The following is an 18330-nucleotide window of genomic DNA, read 5'->3' as shown; positions in this document are numbered from 1 at the left end:
GCGCATATGCAATTTTCTGAATCTTGGTTACGCCAATATGTAAACCCTTCGCTCGATAGCAATGCTTTAGGTCATGCAATGACTATGGCTGGTCTAGAGGTAGAAGAGCAGCATTCAGTAGCGCCCCCATTTACAAAGATTGTTGTTGCGCAAATCCTTTCAGCTGAGCAGCATCCTGATGCAGACCGCTTGCGTGTTTGTAAAGTTGACGCTGGTACTGGCCAAGAATTACAAATTGTTTGCGGTGCACCGAATGCACGTGCTGGTATCAAAATTCCTTGCGCTATGGTTGGCGCAGAATTACCGCCAGCCGAAACAGGTGGTAAGCCATTCATGATTAAAGTAGGTAAGTTGCGCGGTGTAGAAAGCCAAGGCATGTTGTGCTCTGGCCGCGAGCTTGGTCTTGGTGATGATCACGAAGGTATTTTGGAGTTACCTGCAGATGCACCAGTCGGTGAAGATATTCGTCAGTATTTAAATCTGGATGACCAGATTTTTGTTATTAAGTTAACGCCTAATAAAGCAGATTGTTTATCTTTGATGGGTATGGCTCGTGAAGTATCCGCTATTACTGTCGCTGCACTATGTGCGCCTAAGTGGACTCCACCAGCCATCAGCATTGAAGACAAACGCAAAGTTACCGTCGAGAACACAGAACTTTGTGGGCGCTTTGCTGGTCGTATTATTCGCGGCGTAAATCCACAAGCTAAAACACCAGATTGGATCATTCAACGACTTTGTAATGCTGGCCAAAGAAGTATTTCTCCTCTAGTGGATTTATCTAACTACGTCATGCTGGAAATGGGTCAGCCAACCCACGTATTTGATATTGATAAATTACAGGGCGACATCACTGTTCGCTGGGCTAAGGCAGGCGAAAAACTTGAGTTATTAAATGGTCAGACTGTTACTTTGCAGGGACCTGATTCTGCAGGTAAGTTGCAAGACGCTGGCGTGGTTGCGGATCTATCCGGTCCAGTAGCATTAGCCGGCATCATGGGTGGTAACCACTGCGCCGTATCTGATGACACTAAGAATATCTATGTTGAGGCTGCTTACTGGTTGCCATCAGCGATTCAAGGTCGTGCACGTCGCTTTAATTTCAGTACTGATGCTGCGCATCGCTTTGAGCGTGGTGTTGATCCACAAAATACCGTCAATTGCTTAGAGTATCTGAGTGCTTTGATTATCGAAGTATGTGGTGGTCAAGCTGGCCCGGTCGATGATCAAGTATTAAATATCCCAGAGCGCAAGCCAGTAAAAATGCGTTTGACTAGGGCAGAAAAGGTAATTGGCATCCCCCTTACTCAAGAAGTGGTTGCCGATGTATTTAAGCGTCTTGGTTTTGAATTCAAGCAAGAGGGTGATGCATTTGTTGTGACGCCACCTAGCTATCGCTTTGATATTGAAATTGAAGAAGATTTAATTGAAGAAGTTGCACGGATGTACGGCTTTGAAAACATTCCTGATGTGCCGCCTGTTTCTTCATTGAAGATGAGCGCCAAAGCTGAAGCAAAGCGTGGAGTGCATTTATTGCGCCAACGTTTAGCTCTGCAGGGATATCAAGAGGCGGTGAATTTTGGATTTACCGATCTTGAAAGCGAGCAACGGTTAGCCGCTGCTACTGAAAAAGATTTAATTGCCGTACTCAATCCAATTGCTAGTCAGTATGGTGTGATGCGTAGCAATCTATGGGGCGGTTTACTAGGCAATCTCAAGTCAAACTTGAATCGTGGTGCTGGCCGTGTACGTTTATTTGAAACGGGTCGCGTATTTAAGCGTGATGCGAGCGTTCAAGAGGAGGCTGGCAAAGTAGCTGGTTTCCATCAGCCCCAGCAAGTTGGCGGTTTAGCTTATGGCTCGTTTGTTCCTGAGCAATGGGCAAGCGCTGATCGTGCAGTTGATTTCTTCGACGTGAAGGGTGATCTGGAGCGCGTGCTTGACCCCTTGCATTTCACAACTGAGGCTGCAGTTCATCCTGCCTTGCATCCTGGCCGTAGTGCACGGATTCAGCTAGTAACGTCAACTGGTAAACAAAATATTGGATGGATTGGCGAATTGCACCCAGGCTTGCAACAGGCATATGAATTGCCTCAGGCTCCAGTCCTGTTTGAGATGGATTTAGAGGCTGTTCGCAATCTTGGTATTCCGCAACCGGAAGAGTTGAGTAAATTTCCTGCTGTACAGCGTGACCTAGCGGTTGTGGTGAAGCAATCTGTTTCTGCGCAGGTCTTGCTCGATGCAATGAACGCGAAAAAGCAGAACTTTGTAAAAGCAATTGAGCTCTTTGATGAGTTCAAGCCCAAGGCTGGCTCAAGCAGTATGGCCGATGATGAGAAGAGTTTGGCTTTCCGCGTGACCTTATTGAATCCACAGGAAACCCTGCAGGATGCACAAATTGAAGCGGTTATGACGGCTTTATTATCATCGCTTGAGAAAAATTGCGCAGCGCGTCTGCGCTAGGTTTAATATTAGTAAAAGATATTACAAAGAGACTTCCGCCATGAATGATTTAGTTAGCAACGATACCGTTACCAAGAATGAGCTCTCGGAGGCTCTCTTTGATCAAGTTGGCTTGAACAAGCGCGAGGCAAAAGATATGATTGATGCGTTCTTTGACCGCATTGGGCAGTCTTTAGAAACTGGTGTAGAGGTAAAGATTTCTGGATTTGGTAATTTCCAATTGCGCAATAAGTCTGCGCGTCCTGGTCGCAATCCTAAGACTGGTCAAATGATTCCGATTGCAGCTCGTCGCGTCGTTACTTTCCATGCAAGTCAAAAGCTCAAGGACGTAGTTGAGTCACATGCTCGAGAAAACAGCATTTGATGCTGGGTCGGTGCTGCTCAGTTCGCAGCTCCCCCCAATCCCCGCTAAACGTTATTTCACCATCGGTGAGGTATCGGACCTGTGCGGCGTTCGCTCCCATGTACTCCGTTACTGGGAACAAGAGTTCTCACAGCTAAGCCCCCAAAAGCGTCGAGGTAATCGTCGTTATTATCAACATCATGAGGTTGTCTTAATCCGCAAGATTAGGGCGCTTTTGTATGAAGAGGGCTTCACGATTAGTGGCGCCAGAAATCGCCTTGATGAGGCTCGTGGTGAGCTTCGCTTGCGTGATGAATTGCAGGCTGTTCTGCAAATTCTCTCCAAATAGATACTGATACAATTTTGTTTCTTGTCGGGGCGTAGCGCAGCCTGGTAGCGTACATGCATGGGGTGCATGTGGTCGGAGGTTCAAATCCTCTCGCCCCGACCATTCACTCAATTTCAAATTTCCTATGACATCTAGCTCAAACGATACGACTTACTTCGGATTAACCATTCCTTTTTTGGCCCACTTAGGGGTTGTGCCTGAGTATGCCGAAGGCGGCAAATCACGTATTAGTTTGGTCATTAAGCCGGAGTTTGAGAATAGCTTTCATATTGCACACGGCGGAGTGGTGATGACTCTCCTAGATTTTGCAATGGGGGCGGCAGCTCGCAGCACGATTGATCAGCCGCTTGGCGCCATGACAATTGATATGAGCGTGAGCTTTTTGCGTCCCAGCGTCGGCAAAATCGTAGTTGAGGGTACTGTTCTCAAGTCTGGCAAAACTATTAATTATTGTGAAGCAGTGGTTTTAAATGAGGCTGGTGAGGTTACTGCTAAATCCAGCGGTACATTTATGCTGCGAAGATAGGGCATATTTACCTATTATAAATATAGTATTTATAATGATTATGTTAATTATTCCACTATAAATACCCTAATTCGCTTATTTCTAAAGGGTTATTAGCCTTTGTGAATATATATTCCGATTTATTAATATGTGTATATAATAACTATTCAGGGATAGCTAATCCTTAGTTATTCCATAAAATTAATATTCGGAGAAATTAATACATGTCTTCTTATAAAGAACTTTTAGCCCAACGTGAATTGTTGGATAAACAGATTAAAGAGGCGGTTTTGCGTGAAAAGGCTGATGGTATCGCTAAAGCCAAACTCATCATCGAACAATACGATTTATCAGCATCAGACCTGTTTAGCCGTAAAGCTGGTGCACGAAGCTCTAGTGGCAAGGTTGCACCGAAGTACCGCAATCCATCTACTGGTGATACATGGACTGGTCGCGGCAAGGCTCCAAAATGGATCGAAGGAAGAGATCGCAGTAATTTCCTGATCTAATCTATTGATTTAAATAGATTTATTGCATTAAAAAGGCCGCTCAGTGTAAATTGAGCGGCCTTTAACTTTGGTGTAGCGGACTCTAGTCCTACACGCACTTTCTATTGAGGGCTTGAATGAATAAGGGCTCCAATAATTCATGGCGCTTTTTATCTCCCAATGCAGTCTCAAGCTCTGGATTGGTCGCAGGATAGCCAATAATGAGCGGATTTTGGTCAATTAGGCCATTTTCGAGCTCCTCCTGGAGAACTTCTGGGTACTGGGACCTCACGCCAACGGTATTCTCATCTGCCAGGCCCATTACCCCAGGATGTAGGCGTACAAATCCTTCATCTACCAAGATAGGAATGCGCTGTGTGTCCTTGTTTTTACTCAGGTAATGGATTAAATGAACCTGTTCAACTGGTGGAATTAAGGCATCGAGAAATATCAAGTCGGGGGATATTGACACTGCCTTCATCAACCCCTCCAGGCTGTCTACAGATACCTCCATATCAACCTTTAATTGCCAGCATTGAATAGATTCAATTAGTTCATGGCTATTTTCAATCCGTCGGAATATCCCCATGGCAATACAGTTTTGAGTTGTTTTTTGCCTCATAGCCCTTTTACGACGAGCAAGTTGCTGATCTAGGGAGCTTGCCAGAATGCGACGGTGACCTCCGCGGGTCTTCCAGGCGATTAATTCACCTAATTCAACCATTTTCTGGACGGTGCCAAGTGATACTTGCAATACTTTGGCGCTTTGACGAGTGCTTAGATATTCCAATTCTGGGGTAATTGCTTTCATATATCCTTAATCTCATTAATTCATTTGAAGATTTAGAGAATACGAATCAAATCTGAGCGAATCTGTCAGGAGCGGTTTAAATCTGAGTAGGAAAATTCTTATTCAGGGTTTTAATAGGGAAATACCCCTTAAACCCCTAAGATCAGGGAAAGCCCTTTATGAATCAATGGGTAATCGTGTTAAATTAGCATCGTTGTAAGAGTATTCGCACAGATCAATTCGTAAAGCGGTTTAGCCGTAGAGCGAATGGTTTTAACCACAGTTTTTATTCGGGAAACCCGATGAAAGGTGAGCATCATGATGCAGGATCAAAGAGATAATTCCTATCTCTTCGGCGGAAACGCCCCCTACGTAGAGGAACTCTACGAATCCTACTTGCACGATCCAGCTTCTGTAGCTGATCATTGGCGAGACTATTTTGATAATGTGAAGCAAATTCCAGCGGTCGACGGTTCTTCTCGAACTGATATTGCCCATGGACCTATCGTTGCTTCATTTGCGGAGCGCGCGAAGCAGGGCCCAATCAGAACAATTTCTGATTCCGCTGATTCGGAGTTGGGCCGTAAACGCGTTGCCGTTCAACAGCTTATTGCCGCGTATCGCAACGTCGGTAATCGCTGGGCTAACTTAGACCCATTAAAGCGGACAGAGCGCCAGGATATTCCTGAGTTGGATCCAGCTTTCTATGGCTTTACTGATGGCGATATGGATATCGTCTTCAATACAAGTAATACATTCTTCGGTAAGAACGAAATGTCTTTGCGCGATTTGCTGCAGGCATTGCGTGAAACTTATTGCGGCACGATCGGTGTCGAGTTTATGTTTATCGCCGACCAGAAGATTAAGAAGTGGTGGCAAGAAAAATTAGAGTCAATCCGTTCAACTCCACAATTTAATGTGGACGAGAAACGTCAAATCTTAGATCGTATTACTGCTGCCGAAGGCTTGGAGCGTTACCTTCAGGCCAAGTATGTTGGTCAAAAGCGATTCTCCCTTGAAGGTGGTGAAAGTTTTATCGCCTGTATGGATGAGTTGATTCGTGACTCAGGTAACAAGGGTGTTCAAGAGATCGTCATTGGTATGGCCCATCGTGGTCGTCTAAACGTTCTGGTAAATACCTTAGGCAAAATGCCTAAAGACTTGTTTGCTGAGTTTGAACACAAAGGCCCAGAAACTTTGCCTGCAGGTGACGTTAAATATCACCAAGGTTTCTCAAGCGATATTTCTACTCCTGGCGGTCCGGTTCATTTGTCTTTGGCATTTAACCCATCCCATTTAGAAATCGTTAACCCAGTAGTAGAGGGTTCTGCGCGCGCTCGTATGGAACGTCGTGGCGATATGCTCGGCCTTCAAGTGATGCCTGTATTGGTTCACGGTGACGCGGCGATTGCTGGGCAGGGCGTAATGCAAGAAACATTAGCGATGTCTGAGGTTCGTGGTTACTCCACGGGCGGCACAATGCACATCGTTATTAACAATCAAATTGGTTTCACAACTTCTGATCCGCGCGACTTGCGTTCTAGCTTGTATTGCACGGACATTATGAAGATTGTTGATGCTCCTGTATTACACGTGAATGGCGACGATCCTGAGGCGGTAGTCTTGGCAACCAAGTTGGCTGTTGAGTTCCGCATGAAGTTTCATAAGGATGTTGCGATTGACATCATCTGCTTCCGTAAACTTGGTCACAATGAGCAAGATACGCCTGCAATGACTCAGCCTTTGATGTACAAAATCATTGCTGCACACCCAGGCACACGTAAGTTGTATGCCGATAAATTAGAAACTCAGGGCGTATTGCCTGCTGGTACTGGCGACCTCATGGTTAAAGAGTACCGCGCTGCAATGGATGAGGGTAAGCAGACTTCTGATCCAGTGTTAAGCAACTTTAAAGGTAAGTTCGCTGTTGATTGGTCTCCGTTCTTGAATAAGAAGTGGACCGATGAGTCCGATACAGCTATTCCACTTACTGAGTGGAAGCGTTTGGCTGAAAAGATTTCAACTATTCCCGAGGGCTTCAAAGCGCATCCATTAGTTGCTAAGGTTTATAACGACCGCGCAGCAATGGGACGTGGCGAAGTTAATATCGACTGGGGTATGGGTGAGCACATGGCTTTCGCATCCTTAGTTGCAAGCGGTTATCCAGTGCGTTTATCTGGTGAAGATAGCGGACGCGGCACCTTTACTCACCGTCATGCGGTATTGCATGAGCAAAATCGTGAGAAGTGGGATACCGGTACTTATATTGCACTTCAGCATGTCACTAAAGATCAAGCCCCATTTGTGGTGATCGACTCGATTCTCTCTGAAGAGGCTGTACTTGGTTTCGAATACGGTTATGCCGCTGCTGAACCAAACACCTTAACTATCTGGGAAGCGCAGTTCGGCGACTTCGCTAACGGTGCTCAAGTGGTAATCGATCAATTTATCGCTTCAGGAGAAGTGAAGTGGGGCCGTGCAAATGGCTTGGTCATGATGTTGCCGCATGGTTATGAGGGTCAAGGCCCTGAGCATTCATCTGCACGTTTAGAGCGCTTTATGCAGTTGTGCGCTGATACCAATATGCAGGTGATTCAACCAACGACTGCTTCGCAAATCTTCCACGTATTGCGCCGTCAAATGATTCGTCAGTTCCGCAAACCGCTGATCTTGATGACACCAAAATCATTGCTACGTAATAAAGAAGCTGCCTCACCATTAACTGAATTCACAAAGGGCGGTTTCCAAACCATCTTGCCTGAGCGTGATGAGTCTATTGATGGCAAGAAGGTAACTCGTTTGGTGATGTGTTCCGGTAAGGTCTATTACGACTTAGCTAAAACACGTACCGAGAAGAAAATAGATGATGTTGCCATTATTCGCTTGGAGCAGTTGTATCCGTTCCCGCATAAAGCATTGACTGCTGAGTTGAAGAAGTATCCGAACCTGCAAGAGGTTGTGTGGTGTCAAGATGAGCCACAAAACCAAGGTGCTTGGTTCTTTGTTCAGCACAATATTTTGGAGAACATGTCTGAAGGTACGAAGTTGGCATATGCAGGTCGTCCAGCATCTGCTTCACCTGCTTGTGGATATGCTCACCTCCATCAAGAACAACAGAAGTCTCTTCTTACTGCAGCATTCGCAAAACTAAAGGGTTATGTCATTACGAAGTAATCGTAGACATCACTCAACATACAAACACTAAATAGGATTAATCATGGCTATTTTTGAAGTTAAAGTTCCCCAACTCTCCGAGTCAGTAGCAGAAGCTACTTTGTTGCAATGGAAAAAGAAAGTCGGCGATGCCGTCGGTCAAGATGAAATCTTGATTGAAATTGAAACTGACAAAGTGGTGCTAGAAGTTCCAGCGCCATCTGCTGGTGTAATTACAGAGATCGTAGTTGCTGATGGCGGTACTGTAGTTGCTGAACAATTGATTGCGAAGATTGATAGCACTGCTGTTGCTTCAGCTGCTCCCGCCGCTGCTGCTGCACCTGCACCTGCAGCAGCCCCAGCTGCTGCTCCGGCACCAGCTAAAGCTGCCCCTGCAGCGAAATCATCTGGCGCAGCTGCTGCACCTTCAGCAGCAAAAATTCTCGCAGAGAAAAATATCGATGCTGGTCAAGTTGCTGGCTCTGGACGTGATGGTCGTATTACCAAAGGCGATGCATTAAATGCTTCTGCCGGCGGTTCAACTGCTGCTGCTTTGCCAAGTGCACCAATTCCAACTGGCGATCGCCCAGAAGAGCGCGTACCAATGAGCCGCTTGCGTGCTCGTATTGCTGAGCGTTTGCTTGAGTCACAAGCAAACAATGCCATCCTGACTACATTCAATGAAGTCAACATGGCTCCAGTAATCGCTATGCGTAACAAGTACAAAGATCAGTTTGAGAAAGTTCACGGCGTGAAGTTAGGCTTTATGTCTTTCTTCGTGAAAGCTGCTACTCATGCGTTGAAGAAATTCCCATTGTTGAATGCCTCTGTTGATGGCAACGATATCGTGTACCACGGTTACTTTGATATTGGTATTGCCGTAAGTTCACCACGTGGCTTGGTAGTTCCAATTCTCCGTGACGTTGACCAAATGAATTTGGCTGATATCGAGAAGAAGATTGCTGAGTTTGGTGTTAAGGCACGTGAAGGTAAATTGTCATTAGAAGACTTAACTGGCGGCACATTCTCCATCTCTAATGGTGGTGTATTTGGCTCAATGCTTTCTACTCCAATTATTAATCCTCCACAGTCTGCGATCTTGGGCATTCATGCAACTAAAGAGCGTGCAGTGGTTGAGAATGGTCAAATCGTGATTCGTCCGATTAACTACTTGGCTTTGTCATATGACCATCGCATCATTGACGGTCGTGAGGCAGTTCTTGGTTTGGTAGCAATGAAGGATGCGTTGGAAGATCCTTCACGTCTTCTCCTTGATTTGTAAGAGGGAAGAATATGAGCCAATCATTTGACGTATTAGTTATCGGCGGTGGCCCTGGTGGCTACATCGCCGCAATCCGCGCAGCCCAATTGGGTTTCAAGGTTGCTTGCGCGGAATCTAACGCCTACGACGATCCAAAGGGTGAGCCACGCTTAGGCGGAACCTGCTTGAACGTCGGCTGCATTCCTTCTAAAGCTTTGCTTGCCTCTTCTGAGGAGTTTGAGAAGATTAGTCATCACGTTGCTGACCACGGTATCACCGTAGGATCAGTGAAGTTGGACTCCGGCAAGATGATCGCTCGTAAAGATGCGATTGTGACTAAGATGACTGCTGGTATTCAGTTCTTGTTCCGTAAAAACAAAATTGCTTTGTTAAAAGGCCACGCTTCTTTTGAGGGTAAGGGCGCTGACGGCTATCAAGTCAAGATCGACGGTAAAGACAAAGAAGTAGTGACTGCTAAAAACGTGATCATTGCTACTGGATCCAAGGCGCGTCATTTGCCAGGCATTCCTGTCGACAACGTGTTGATTAGTGACAATGAAGGTGGTCTGAAGTTTGATTCCATTCCGAAGAAGTTAGGCGTCATTGGCGCTGGTGTGATCGGCTTGGAGTTGGGTTCTGTTTGGCGCCGTGTTGGCTCTGATGTGACTATTCTTGAAGCGCTCCCAACTTTCTTGGGCGCTTGCGATCAGGGTATTGCAAAAGAAGCGCAAAAGATCTTCACTAAGCAAGGCCTCAAAATCAATATGGGCGTCAAGATTGGTGAAGTGAAGGCTGACAAGAAGGGCGTTGTTGTTAGCTACACCGATAGCGAAGGTAAAGCTCAGAAATTAGAGTGCGACCGTTTAATCGTTTCTGTTGGCCGCGTTCCCAATACTGAAAAATTAGGCCTTGATAAGATCGGCCTCAAAGTAGACGAGCGCGGTTTCATTCCGATTGATGATCACACTTGTGCAACAGCAGCGCCAGGCGTATACGCTGTAGGTGACGTTGTTCGTGGGCCTATGTTGGCTCATAAAGCGGAAGATGAAGGCGTATTGGTTGCTGAAACTATTGCCGGTCAAAAGCCGCATATTGATTACAACTGCATCCCTTGGGTTATCTATACCGATCCAGAGATTGCATGGGTTGGTAAAACTGAAGAGCAGCTCAAGCAGGCTGGCATTGCGTATAAAGCAGGTCAGTTCCCATTTGCTGCTAACGGTCGTGCATTAGGCATGGATCGTGCTGATGGTTTCGTCAAAGTATTAGCCGATGAAAAAACTGATGAAATCTTAGGCGTTCATATCATTGGACCTAATTCTTCCGACTTAATTGCTGAAGCAGCCGTAGCAATGGAATTCAAAGCAGCGGCTGAAGATATTGCTCGTATCTGTCATCCACATCCAAGCTTGTCGGAAGTGGTTCGCGAAGCTGCATTGGCGACGGATAAACGTGCATTAAACATGTAATTGAAAGCATTAGAGTATTACCATCAAGAGTTAAAGGCGCGCGGGTATCAAAGTGATCCCGCGCAGCTTGCTGCCATTGAGCGCTTACAGCACTGTGAAGATGAGTGGATTGCTTATAAAGAAATCCGCAGCAACGGCTTAAAAAAGAAACTCTTTAAACCGAAATTACCCCGTGGCGTGTATCTCTGGGGTGGCGTAGGTCGTGGCAAGTCCTTCTTAATGGATTGCTTCTTTGCAGCATCCCCTTTAGAAAAAAAGATCCGTATTCATTTTCATGAGTTCATGCGCGAAGTGCATCGTGAGCTTCATGAGCTCTCCGGTTTAGCTGATCCATTGGATGAACTTTCCAAAAGAATTGCTAAACGATATCGCCTGATTTGTTTTGATGAGTTTCACATCAATGACATTGCAGATGCCATGATTTTGTATCGCTTACTGAGTGCCTTATTTGAGGATCGCGTCCAATTTGTGATGACATCAAACTATCAGCCAAGTCAGCTATATCCCAATGGCTTGCATCGAGATCGCTTATTGCCAGCAATTAAGCTGTTGGAAGAAAAGCTAGATGTTATGAACGTTGACGCGGGTAATGACTATCGTCGCGTCCAGATGGCGCAGGTTGAGGCTTACCTCACACCGGTTAATGCTGAAACTCATGCAACCCTAATGCAAATGTTTCAGACCCTGATAGGCAACCAAAAGGAGACTGTTCGCCCAGTGTTGCGGATTGAATCTCGCGAGCTAAGACCTCTTCATATGGCCGAAGGAGTTGTTTGGTTTGATTTCCAAACCCTGTGCTGTGGGCCAAGGTCTCAAAATGACTATTTGGAGATTGCCAACCTGTTTCATACGGTGATTTTGTCCGGTGTGCCTTATATGCCCCCTAGGATGACCAATGAAGCCCGTCGCTTTATTTGGCTCATTGATGTCCTGTATGACCATAAAATCAAATTAATCATCTCTGCAGAGGTTCCAGCGGTGGATTTGTACACCGAGGGTCAGATTACCAGCGAGTTCTCTAGAACCGTTTCTCGCCTGATCGAGATGCAATCCCGCGATTACCTAGATGCGCCTCGCCGGGTAATTGATACCAGCTTGACCTAAAATAGGGTCATGACCAGTAATTCCAGCCTAAACGCAGATTTACACTGCCATTCCGTTGTTTCCGATGGGACCTTAACGCCTGAGCAGTTGGCCGAGCGCGCCTATGCGAATGGTGTCCGTTTATGGGCTTTAACTGATCACGATGAATTGGGTGGCCAGGAGAGAGCTCGGGCTGCCGCAAGTTCACTTGGTATGGACTATCTTTCTGGCGTCGAAATTTCAGTAACCTGGATGGGGCAGACTATTCATATTGTCGGCTTAGGAATTGATGCCGCACATGCAGGAATTCTAGAAGGCTTGCGTCGCACGCGTGAAGGTCGAGGCAATCGTGCTCAGCAGATGGCGGAGCAATTGTTAAAGGCCGGCATCCCTGGCGCGTATGAAGGCGCATTACATTTCGCTGGTAACCATGAGTTGATTTCTCGAACACACTTTGCACGATTTTTAGTTGAGCAGGGCGTTTGTCGGGATACCGATCAAGTATTCAAAAATTATTTAGTTGAGGACAAGCCGGGCTATGTACCTCATCTGTGGGCAACACTAGATGATGCAGTTGCATGGATCAAGGGGGCAGGTGGTGCAGCCGTAATTGCGCATCCGGGACGTTACAAGCTCAGCGCTATGCAGATGGATGAACTCTACAAGCACTTTAAAGAAATCGGCGGCATGGCTATTGAGGTGATTACTGGCAGCCATAGCCCGAATCAATATCAAACCTATGGCAAGATTGCACAGCATTATGGATTTTTAGCTTCACGAGGTTCTGATTTTCATGATCCTGAAGAGAGTTATATTGATCTGGGCACATTGCCGCATTTGCCAGACCACTTAACCCCGGTATGGTCGCTATTTCACTAACTGATTTCTCCTATTTGCTTAACTAGTTTTAATTACCTTTAAAGAATAAAGATCAAGATGTTTGCAGAACGCGTTCTCTCTGGCATGCGACCAACAGGTAGCTTGCACCTCGGCCATTACCATGGTGTTTTAAAGAATTGGGTTCGCTTGCAGTCTGAGTATCCCTGCTACTTTTTTGTAGCAGACTGGCATGCCTTAACGACTCACTATGAAACCCCGGATGTAATTGAGCAGTCTGTATGGGACATGGTGATTGACTGGTTGGCTTGTGGCGTTGATCCAAACCAAGCTACTTTATTTATTCAGAGCAAAGTGCCTGAGCATGCAGAGCTATTTTTATTGCTGTCTATGGGAACGCCTTTGGGATGGCTAGAGCGCGTACCAACCTATAAAGATCAAATCGAAAAACTCAAAGAAAAAGATTTGCAGACCTACGGTTTCTTGGGCTATCCCTTGCTACAGGCTGCTGATATTTTGATGTATCGCGCACAATTTGTGCCGGTAGGTGAAGACCAGGTGCCTCACGTAGAAATGACGCGTGAAGTGGCACGCCGCTTTAACTACCTTTATGGTCGTGAGCCTGGCTTTGAAGAGAAGGCGCTAGAGGCAGTAAAAAAATTAGGTAGTAAGCGCGCGAAGATGTACGCTGAATTGCGTGTGGCATTCCAGGAGCGGGGTGATGATGAAGCTTTGGAGCAAGCCAAGGCTTTGTTGCAAGAGGCACAAAGTCTCTCAATGGCCGATCGTGAAAGATTATTTGGTTTCTTGGAAGGCGCTCGAAAAATTATTCTTCCTGAGCCACAAGCCTTACTGACAACTGCATCACGTATGCCTGGCATTGATGGTCAGAAAATGTCTAAGTCTTATGGCAACACGATTAGCATTCGTGAAAATCCTGAGGATGTAATCAAGAAGATCAGAACAATGCCTACCGATCCTGCGAGAGTACGCAGAACCGATCCTGGTGATCCTGCACGCTGTCCTGTATGGCAGTTACACACGGTGTACTCGGATGAAGAGACTAAGACTTGGGTTCAAAAAGAATGCCAGTCAGCTGGTATCGGCTGCTTAGAGTGTAAGCAACCTGTAATTGATGCCATTCTTGCCGAGCAGCAGCCAATGTTTGAGCGTGCCCAAAAGTACCTAGATGATCCTAGCTTGTTGCGGTCGATCATTGCAGATGGTAGCGATAAGGCGCGTAAGGTAGCTCAAGAAACCATGCGTGAGGTCCGAGAGTCTATGGGCTTGGCGTACGACTAAGGTTGCCTTTTGATATCTATGCATGATGCGATTGCAGAAGCCTCACCTTGGGTAAGGCGTTTCGCTTCAGTCATTCCACCAGAGGGGGTGGTTCTGGATCTAGCTTGTGGAGCAGGCAGACATTCCGCTTTACTGGCATCCCTAGGTCACACCGTTGTGGCCGTCGACCGAGACATTTCTGCTTTGGGATCCCTAAAAGATGACTCCATTCAAGCGCAAGCGCTCGATCTTGAGGGTTCTGACTGGCCCTTACTGGGAAAGCAATATTCAGGAATTGTGGTCACGAATTACCTTTACCGCCCATTTTTGGATGAATTGCCCAAAATGCTCTGCGAGGGTGGCGTATTGATCTATGAAACCTTTGCGGATGGGAATGCCGAATTTGGCAAGCCTTCCAACCCCAATTTCCTGCTAAAACCAGGCGAATTGCTTGCTTTGGCAGAGCGATCAGGCTTGAAAGTGATTGCCTACGAGGATATTTACCTCGACCAACCTAAACCAGCCATGGTTCAGCGGATTTGTGCCGTAAAAGGCCATTTAAAAGGGTGCATTCCGTTACAATTTGGTGGTTAACATTCAGATAATTCAGACACATTCAGTGACTAATACAACACAATCCAAAGCTAGTAAAAAGCCTATCGCTGGCAGTATGCCTGCCATTGTGACGCCAATGTTTGAGGATGGAAGTCTGGATTTTCCGGCCTTACGTTCATTATTGGATTGGCATGTCGCCGAAGGTTCGGATGGCATCGTCATTGTTGGTACGAGCGGTGAATCCCCTACGGTGTCTGTTGAAGAGCATTGTGAGCTCATTAAGACGACAGTCGAGCATGTAGCTGGGCGTATCCCAGTGATTGCTGGCACAGGTGGAAATTCAACCACGGAGGCAATCGAGTTAACTCAGTTTGCTAAATCTGTTGGTGCTGATGCGAGCCTCCAGGTTGTTCCTTACTACAACAAGCCAACTCAAGAGGGCATGTACGCCCACTTCAAGAAAATTGCTGAGTCAGTCGACTTACCTGTAATTCTTTATAACGTTCCAGGTAGAACGATTGCGGATCTTGCTGGCGAAACTACCGTTCGCCTAGCGGGTGTTCCTGGAATCATCGGTATTAAAGATGCTACTGGAAGTATTGAACGCGGTACTTTATTACTAGCTGATCTCAAACGCGCTGGCCACCAAGATTTCTCGGTCTTCTCAGGCGATGATCTCAGTGCTGCAATGCTGATGCTCATGGGTGGTAAAGGCAATATTTCTGTGACTGCGAATATCGCTCCCCGTCTGATGCATGAACTATGTCAGGCCGCAATGTCTGATGATGTAGTGAAGACGCGGGCGATTCAATATCAACTACTGGCTGTTCATAAGGCCATGTTTACCGAGGCAAATCCAATTCCTGTGAAATGGGCTCTGCATGAAATGGGCAAAGTCACCGCTGGAATTCGTTTACCTTTAACCCCTTTGAGTGTTGCTTTGCGTGAACCTTTGAAGACTGCAATGAAACAGGCTGGCTTACTATGATGAATTTGATGCAAATCCTGCGCCAACATTGCGCAACTCTATTGATTATTTCTTTAGCTAGCGCTTCTTTGCTTGGCTGCAAATCTGTTGCAACTAGTGATACTGTTGATTACAAATCTGCCGGTGCAGTGCGTGGACCTAATTTGTCCTATCCACCAGATCTTATTACTGCTCAGGCTGATCGCCGCTATATTGTTCAGGATGGCTCTGCCACAATGTCCGAATACAATGCTGCAGTTAAAAAATCGGTGCAATCCCGTAAGAACGTAATGACTGGCATTCCAGGTATGCGTATCGAGCGTGACGGCGAACGCCGTTGGTTGGTGGTGGATAAGCCGGCCCCAGAACTCTATCCACAGATTAAAGATTTTTGGCAGGAGAACGGTTTCTTATTGACCGTCGATTCGCCTTCAACAGGCATCATGGAAACAGATTGGGCTGAGAACCGCGCAAAAATTCCTCAAGATTTTATTCGTCAGGCGCTGAGTAGCGTCCTGGATTCCATCTACGACACAGGGGAGCGGGATCGCTATAAAACTCGCCTGGAAGCAAGTAAGCCAAATCAAACTGAAGTGTATATTACTCAACGCGGCATGATTGAAAAATGCGTGCGCGATAATAGCGATGCTTGTAACTACACCGTTTGGACTGCTCGCCCAAATGATCCTGAACTTGAAGCAGCATTTTTGGCTCGTTTAATGGAACGTCTTGGTATGACTCAGGAGATGGCCAAGGCTCAAATTGCAGCTCCGTTAGCCCCGAAGGCACCGAAAGCTAAGTTGGTGCAGGAGGGTGTTAATACCGCCCATATTGAAATGGCTGCAGGCTTTGATCGCACATGGCGTGACACAGGGCTCGCTTTGGATCGTTCTAACTTTACTGTTGAAGATCGCAATCGTGCGAACGGTGTTTACTATGTTCGTTATGTTAATCCAAAGGATTTGGGTGATACCAAAGGATTCTTCTCCAATTTATTTAGCAGTAAAGATGACTCTAGCCTCAAGGCTAAGAAGTATCTCGTACTGGTTAAATCAACCGGTGAGAATTCTTCAAATATCTATGTTCAAGGCGCTGACGGTAAACCAGAAAATACTGCGGCTGGATTACAGCTCTTGACTTTGCTTACGGAGCAGATGTCTCGATAGTCAATTAGATTCAAAAATAATGGACAATAAAAAAGCCGCTTTTCAGCGGCTTTTTTTCTTCAAGAAGAAGATTACTTCTTAGCGTCAGCAGCTGGAGCAGCAGGTGCAGCTGGAGCAGCAGCAGGAGCGTCAGCAGCAGGAGCAGCAGCAGGAGCAGCAGGAGCAGCTTCTACAGGTTTTGCTTCTTCTTTTTTACCGCAAGCGGCCAAAGCGATTGCCAACATTGCTACGAGTGCGAGTGACTTCTTCATTTGTAATTTCCTCTTAAAAAATTATCATTAATAACCGGTTATTAATACTTAGAAAGTACAGGGTTACCCCTTAGGTACTTTCCAGCAAACATTATAGCCATCTCCCAATCGGGAGTTAAAAAACCAACCAGCCGGCCTCAAATGCGTCAAAAAGGCTATTATTTGCCTCAATCTTACCCATAGAGCCCTTAAATTGCTTCTTAGCGGCAAGTGCGCGCCAGACCTTTTTTATCCCACTAGCTTGCCCTGTAGTTACATCTTCACCATTGCAATACACCTTGGCGCCTAAAACTAAGAGTCTTGTTTGAGGGTGTGGCTTTACAGCTTTTTTGGCAAGCTGAATCACAAATTCTTCAGGCGAAAGATCGTGCGCACTTCCGTCAAAATAGGCCTGGGGTTTTGGCTCGCTGAGGTAGGCTGCAATTCCAGGGAGGAAGTTTTCTATGCGGTCCAGTTTTAAGCTATTTAATTTTTGCGCTACTTGTTTAATGAGCTCTTGCGGAAGTTGCTCAGCTTGAGAAGTTGCGGTTTGCTTGGGGTCAGCAAAGCGCTTTTCTAACTCTGGAATATCTTCAAGAGATTCTGCTAAACGCCATAAACCTTCCTGCAATATTTCTTTATAGCTTTGGGCTCTAAATCCAACCGACCAGGTCTGACAACCTGCATCCAAGGCAATGCCATCATGGGCAATGTGTGGTGGCAGATAAAGCATGTCACCCGGCTCCAGATCCCACTCTTGTTCGACTTGAAAGCGCTTCAAAATCTTCAATGGAAGGTCGGGGTTCAGGCTTAAATCCTTCTGCTCTGAAATGCGCCAACGTCTGCGCCCTGACATCTGAATTAAAAATACATCGTAAGAATCAAAGTGCGGACCAACGCCACCACCAGGACCAGCAATGCTGATCATCAAATCATCTAAGCGCGCATCTGGAATAAAGCGAAACCAAGAAAGAATTTTTGCAGCAGCAGGATGTCGTGCTTCCATTCCTTGAAGCAGTAGAGTCCAGTCTGGTGAGTCAAGTGAAGGGATCGATTTCTTTTTGAATGGACCATCCGTAAAGGCCCAAGGCTTTGCTTTGATGAACCTAGATTCAACCGCGTCGTTGCTTGATATTTTGAATAAGTCTTCAGCAGATATTGCACTGTCCAGTGGTTCGCCCATGCGCTTGGCGAGTTCAAAGGCGGGGATAGCGCCGCGGACTAAAAGTGGCTTTTTATGCCAATAGGATTTCATGAACTGCTGAGGGCTATTGCCCCCTAGAAGAGCCCATGGGCGATCTAGTGGAAGGTTTTGGGGTGCCTGTGGCGGATCGTAGGGCTTGCTCAAGTAAAATGCAGTCATATAAGTAAAAAGCTGTCTAAAACACAA

General features: G+C 46.3%; 17 protein-coding genes and 1 tRNA gene. 15 read left to right on the top strand and 3 right to left on the bottom strand.

What is annotated here, in order from left to right; translation table 11 throughout:
- Positions 1-6: 6 nt before the first annotated feature.
- From pheT to ICN25_RS08965, 6 genes are all read left to right on the top strand, one after another.
- Positions 7-2463 (top strand): phenylalanine--tRNA ligase subunit beta, encoded by a 2457-nt coding sequence (gene pheT / locus ICN25_RS08990; protein WP_216181659.1) that lies wholly within the window; start codon positions 7-9, stop codon positions 2461-2463.
- Between the two features lie 40 nt (positions 2464-2503).
- A complete protein-coding gene (locus ICN25_RS08985; RefSeq protein WP_216133192.1) occupies positions 2504-2827 on the top strand; it encodes an integration host factor subunit alpha in 324 nt (107 codons plus the stop codon).
- On the top strand, positions 2805-3155 hold the full coding sequence (locus ICN25_RS08980; RefSeq protein ID WP_015421015.1) for a MerR family transcriptional regulator: 351 nt from the start codon (positions 2805-2807) through the stop codon (positions 3153-3155). The genes ICN25_RS08985 and ICN25_RS08980 overlap by 23 nt, the downstream gene beginning before the upstream one ends.
- A 25-nt stretch (positions 3156-3180) precedes the next feature.
- Positions 3181-3257, top strand: a tRNA-Pro gene (locus tag ICN25_RS08975).
- Positions 3258-3279: 22 nt separating this feature from the next.
- Positions 3280-3681, top strand: a complete 402-nt coding sequence (locus ICN25_RS08970) for a PaaI family thioesterase (protein ID WP_216181656.1) — start codon at positions 3280-3282, stop codon at positions 3679-3681.
- Between the two features lie 203 nt (positions 3682-3884).
- A complete protein-coding gene (locus ICN25_RS08965; RefSeq protein WP_216181653.1) occupies positions 3885-4169 on the top strand; it encodes an H-NS family nucleoid-associated regulatory protein in 285 nt (94 codons plus the stop codon).
- 88 nt (positions 4170-4257) lie between these two features.
- Here ICN25_RS08965 and ICN25_RS08960 read toward each other — a convergent pair whose 3' ends face one another.
- Positions 4258-4959: an excisionase family DNA-binding protein gene (locus ICN25_RS08960; protein ID WP_216181650.1), complete on the bottom strand. Its 702-nt coding sequence runs from the start codon at positions 4957-4959 to the stop codon at positions 4258-4260.
- 297 nt (positions 4960-5256) lie between these two features.
- On the opposite strand from ICN25_RS08960, the gene ICN25_RS08955 reads away from it, so the two are divergent.
- The 9 genes from ICN25_RS08955 to bamC all read left to right on the top strand — a co-directional run bounded on the left by ICN25_RS08955 (position 5257) and on the right by bamC (position 16710).
- The gene (locus ICN25_RS08955) at positions 5257-8112 is read left to right on the top strand and encodes a 2-oxoglutarate dehydrogenase E1 component (protein ID WP_216181647.1); all 2856 of its coding nucleotides are present in this window, start codon (positions 5257-5259) and stop codon (positions 8110-8112) included.
- Between the two features lie 43 nt (positions 8113-8155).
- Positions 8156-9373, top strand: coding sequence for a 2-oxoglutarate dehydrogenase complex dihydrolipoyllysine-residue succinyltransferase (gene odhB, locus ICN25_RS08950; protein ID WP_216181644.1), 1218 nt, complete (start codon positions 8156-8158; stop codon positions 9371-9373).
- A gap of 11 nt (positions 9374-9384) precedes the next feature.
- Entirely contained in the window at positions 9385-10821 is a 1437-nt protein-coding gene (lpdA, locus tag ICN25_RS08945; RefSeq protein ID WP_216181641.1) for a dihydrolipoyl dehydrogenase, read from the top strand.
- Positions 10822-11925 carry a cell division protein ZapE gene (gene zapE, locus ICN25_RS08940; RefSeq protein ID WP_216181637.1) on the top strand — a complete coding sequence of 368 codons (1104 nt, stop codon included), beginning with the start codon at positions 10822-10824 and terminating at the stop codon, positions 11923-11925.
- Positions 11926-11934: 9 nt separating this feature from the next.
- Positions 11935-12783 carry a 3',5'-nucleoside bisphosphate phosphatase gene (locus ICN25_RS08935; protein ID WP_216181634.1) on the top strand — a complete coding sequence of 283 codons (849 nt, stop codon included), beginning with the start codon at positions 11935-11937 and terminating at the stop codon, positions 12781-12783.
- A 57-nt stretch (positions 12784-12840) separates the two neighbouring features.
- Entirely contained in the window at positions 12841-14043 is a 1203-nt protein-coding gene (locus ICN25_RS08930) for a tryptophan--tRNA ligase (protein ID WP_216181631.1), read from the top strand.
- 18 nt (positions 14044-14061) lie between these two features.
- On the top strand, positions 14062-14616 hold the full coding sequence (locus tag ICN25_RS08925) for a bifunctional 2-polyprenyl-6-hydroxyphenol methylase/3-demethylubiquinol 3-O-methyltransferase UbiG (protein WP_216181628.1): 555 nt from the start codon (positions 14062-14064) through the stop codon (positions 14614-14616).
- Positions 14617-14692: 76 nt separating this feature from the next.
- Positions 14693-15565, top strand: coding sequence for a 4-hydroxy-tetrahydrodipicolinate synthase (dapA, locus tag ICN25_RS08920; protein WP_216182301.1), 873 nt, complete (start codon positions 14693-14695; stop codon positions 15563-15565).
- Entirely contained in the window at positions 15562-16710 is a 1149-nt protein-coding gene (bamC, locus tag ICN25_RS08915) for an outer membrane protein assembly factor BamC (protein ID WP_216181625.1), read from the top strand. Before dapA ends, bamC begins: the two co-directional genes overlap by 4 nt.
- 71 nt (positions 16711-16781) lie before the next feature.
- Here bamC and ICN25_RS08910 read toward each other — a convergent pair whose 3' ends face one another.
- A complete protein-coding gene (locus ICN25_RS08910) occupies positions 16782-16961 on the bottom strand; it encodes a hypothetical protein (RefSeq protein ID WP_062308574.1) in 180 nt (59 codons plus the stop codon).
- A gap of 115 nt (positions 16962-17076) precedes the next feature.
- The gene (locus tag ICN25_RS08905; RefSeq protein ID WP_216181622.1) at positions 17077-18303 is read right to left on the bottom strand and encodes a cupin domain-containing protein; all 1227 of its coding nucleotides are present in this window, start codon (positions 18301-18303) and stop codon (positions 17077-17079) included.
- Between the last annotated feature and the right edge of the window lie 27 nt (positions 18304-18330).

Source organism: Polynucleobacter sp. 80A-SIGWE (genome assembly GCF_018882295.1).
Classification (GTDB): Bacteria; Pseudomonadota; Gammaproteobacteria; order Burkholderiales; family Burkholderiaceae; genus Polynucleobacter.
Note: the sequence above shows the minus strand (reverse complement) of the source record. Positions and strands in the feature narration are given on the sequence as shown.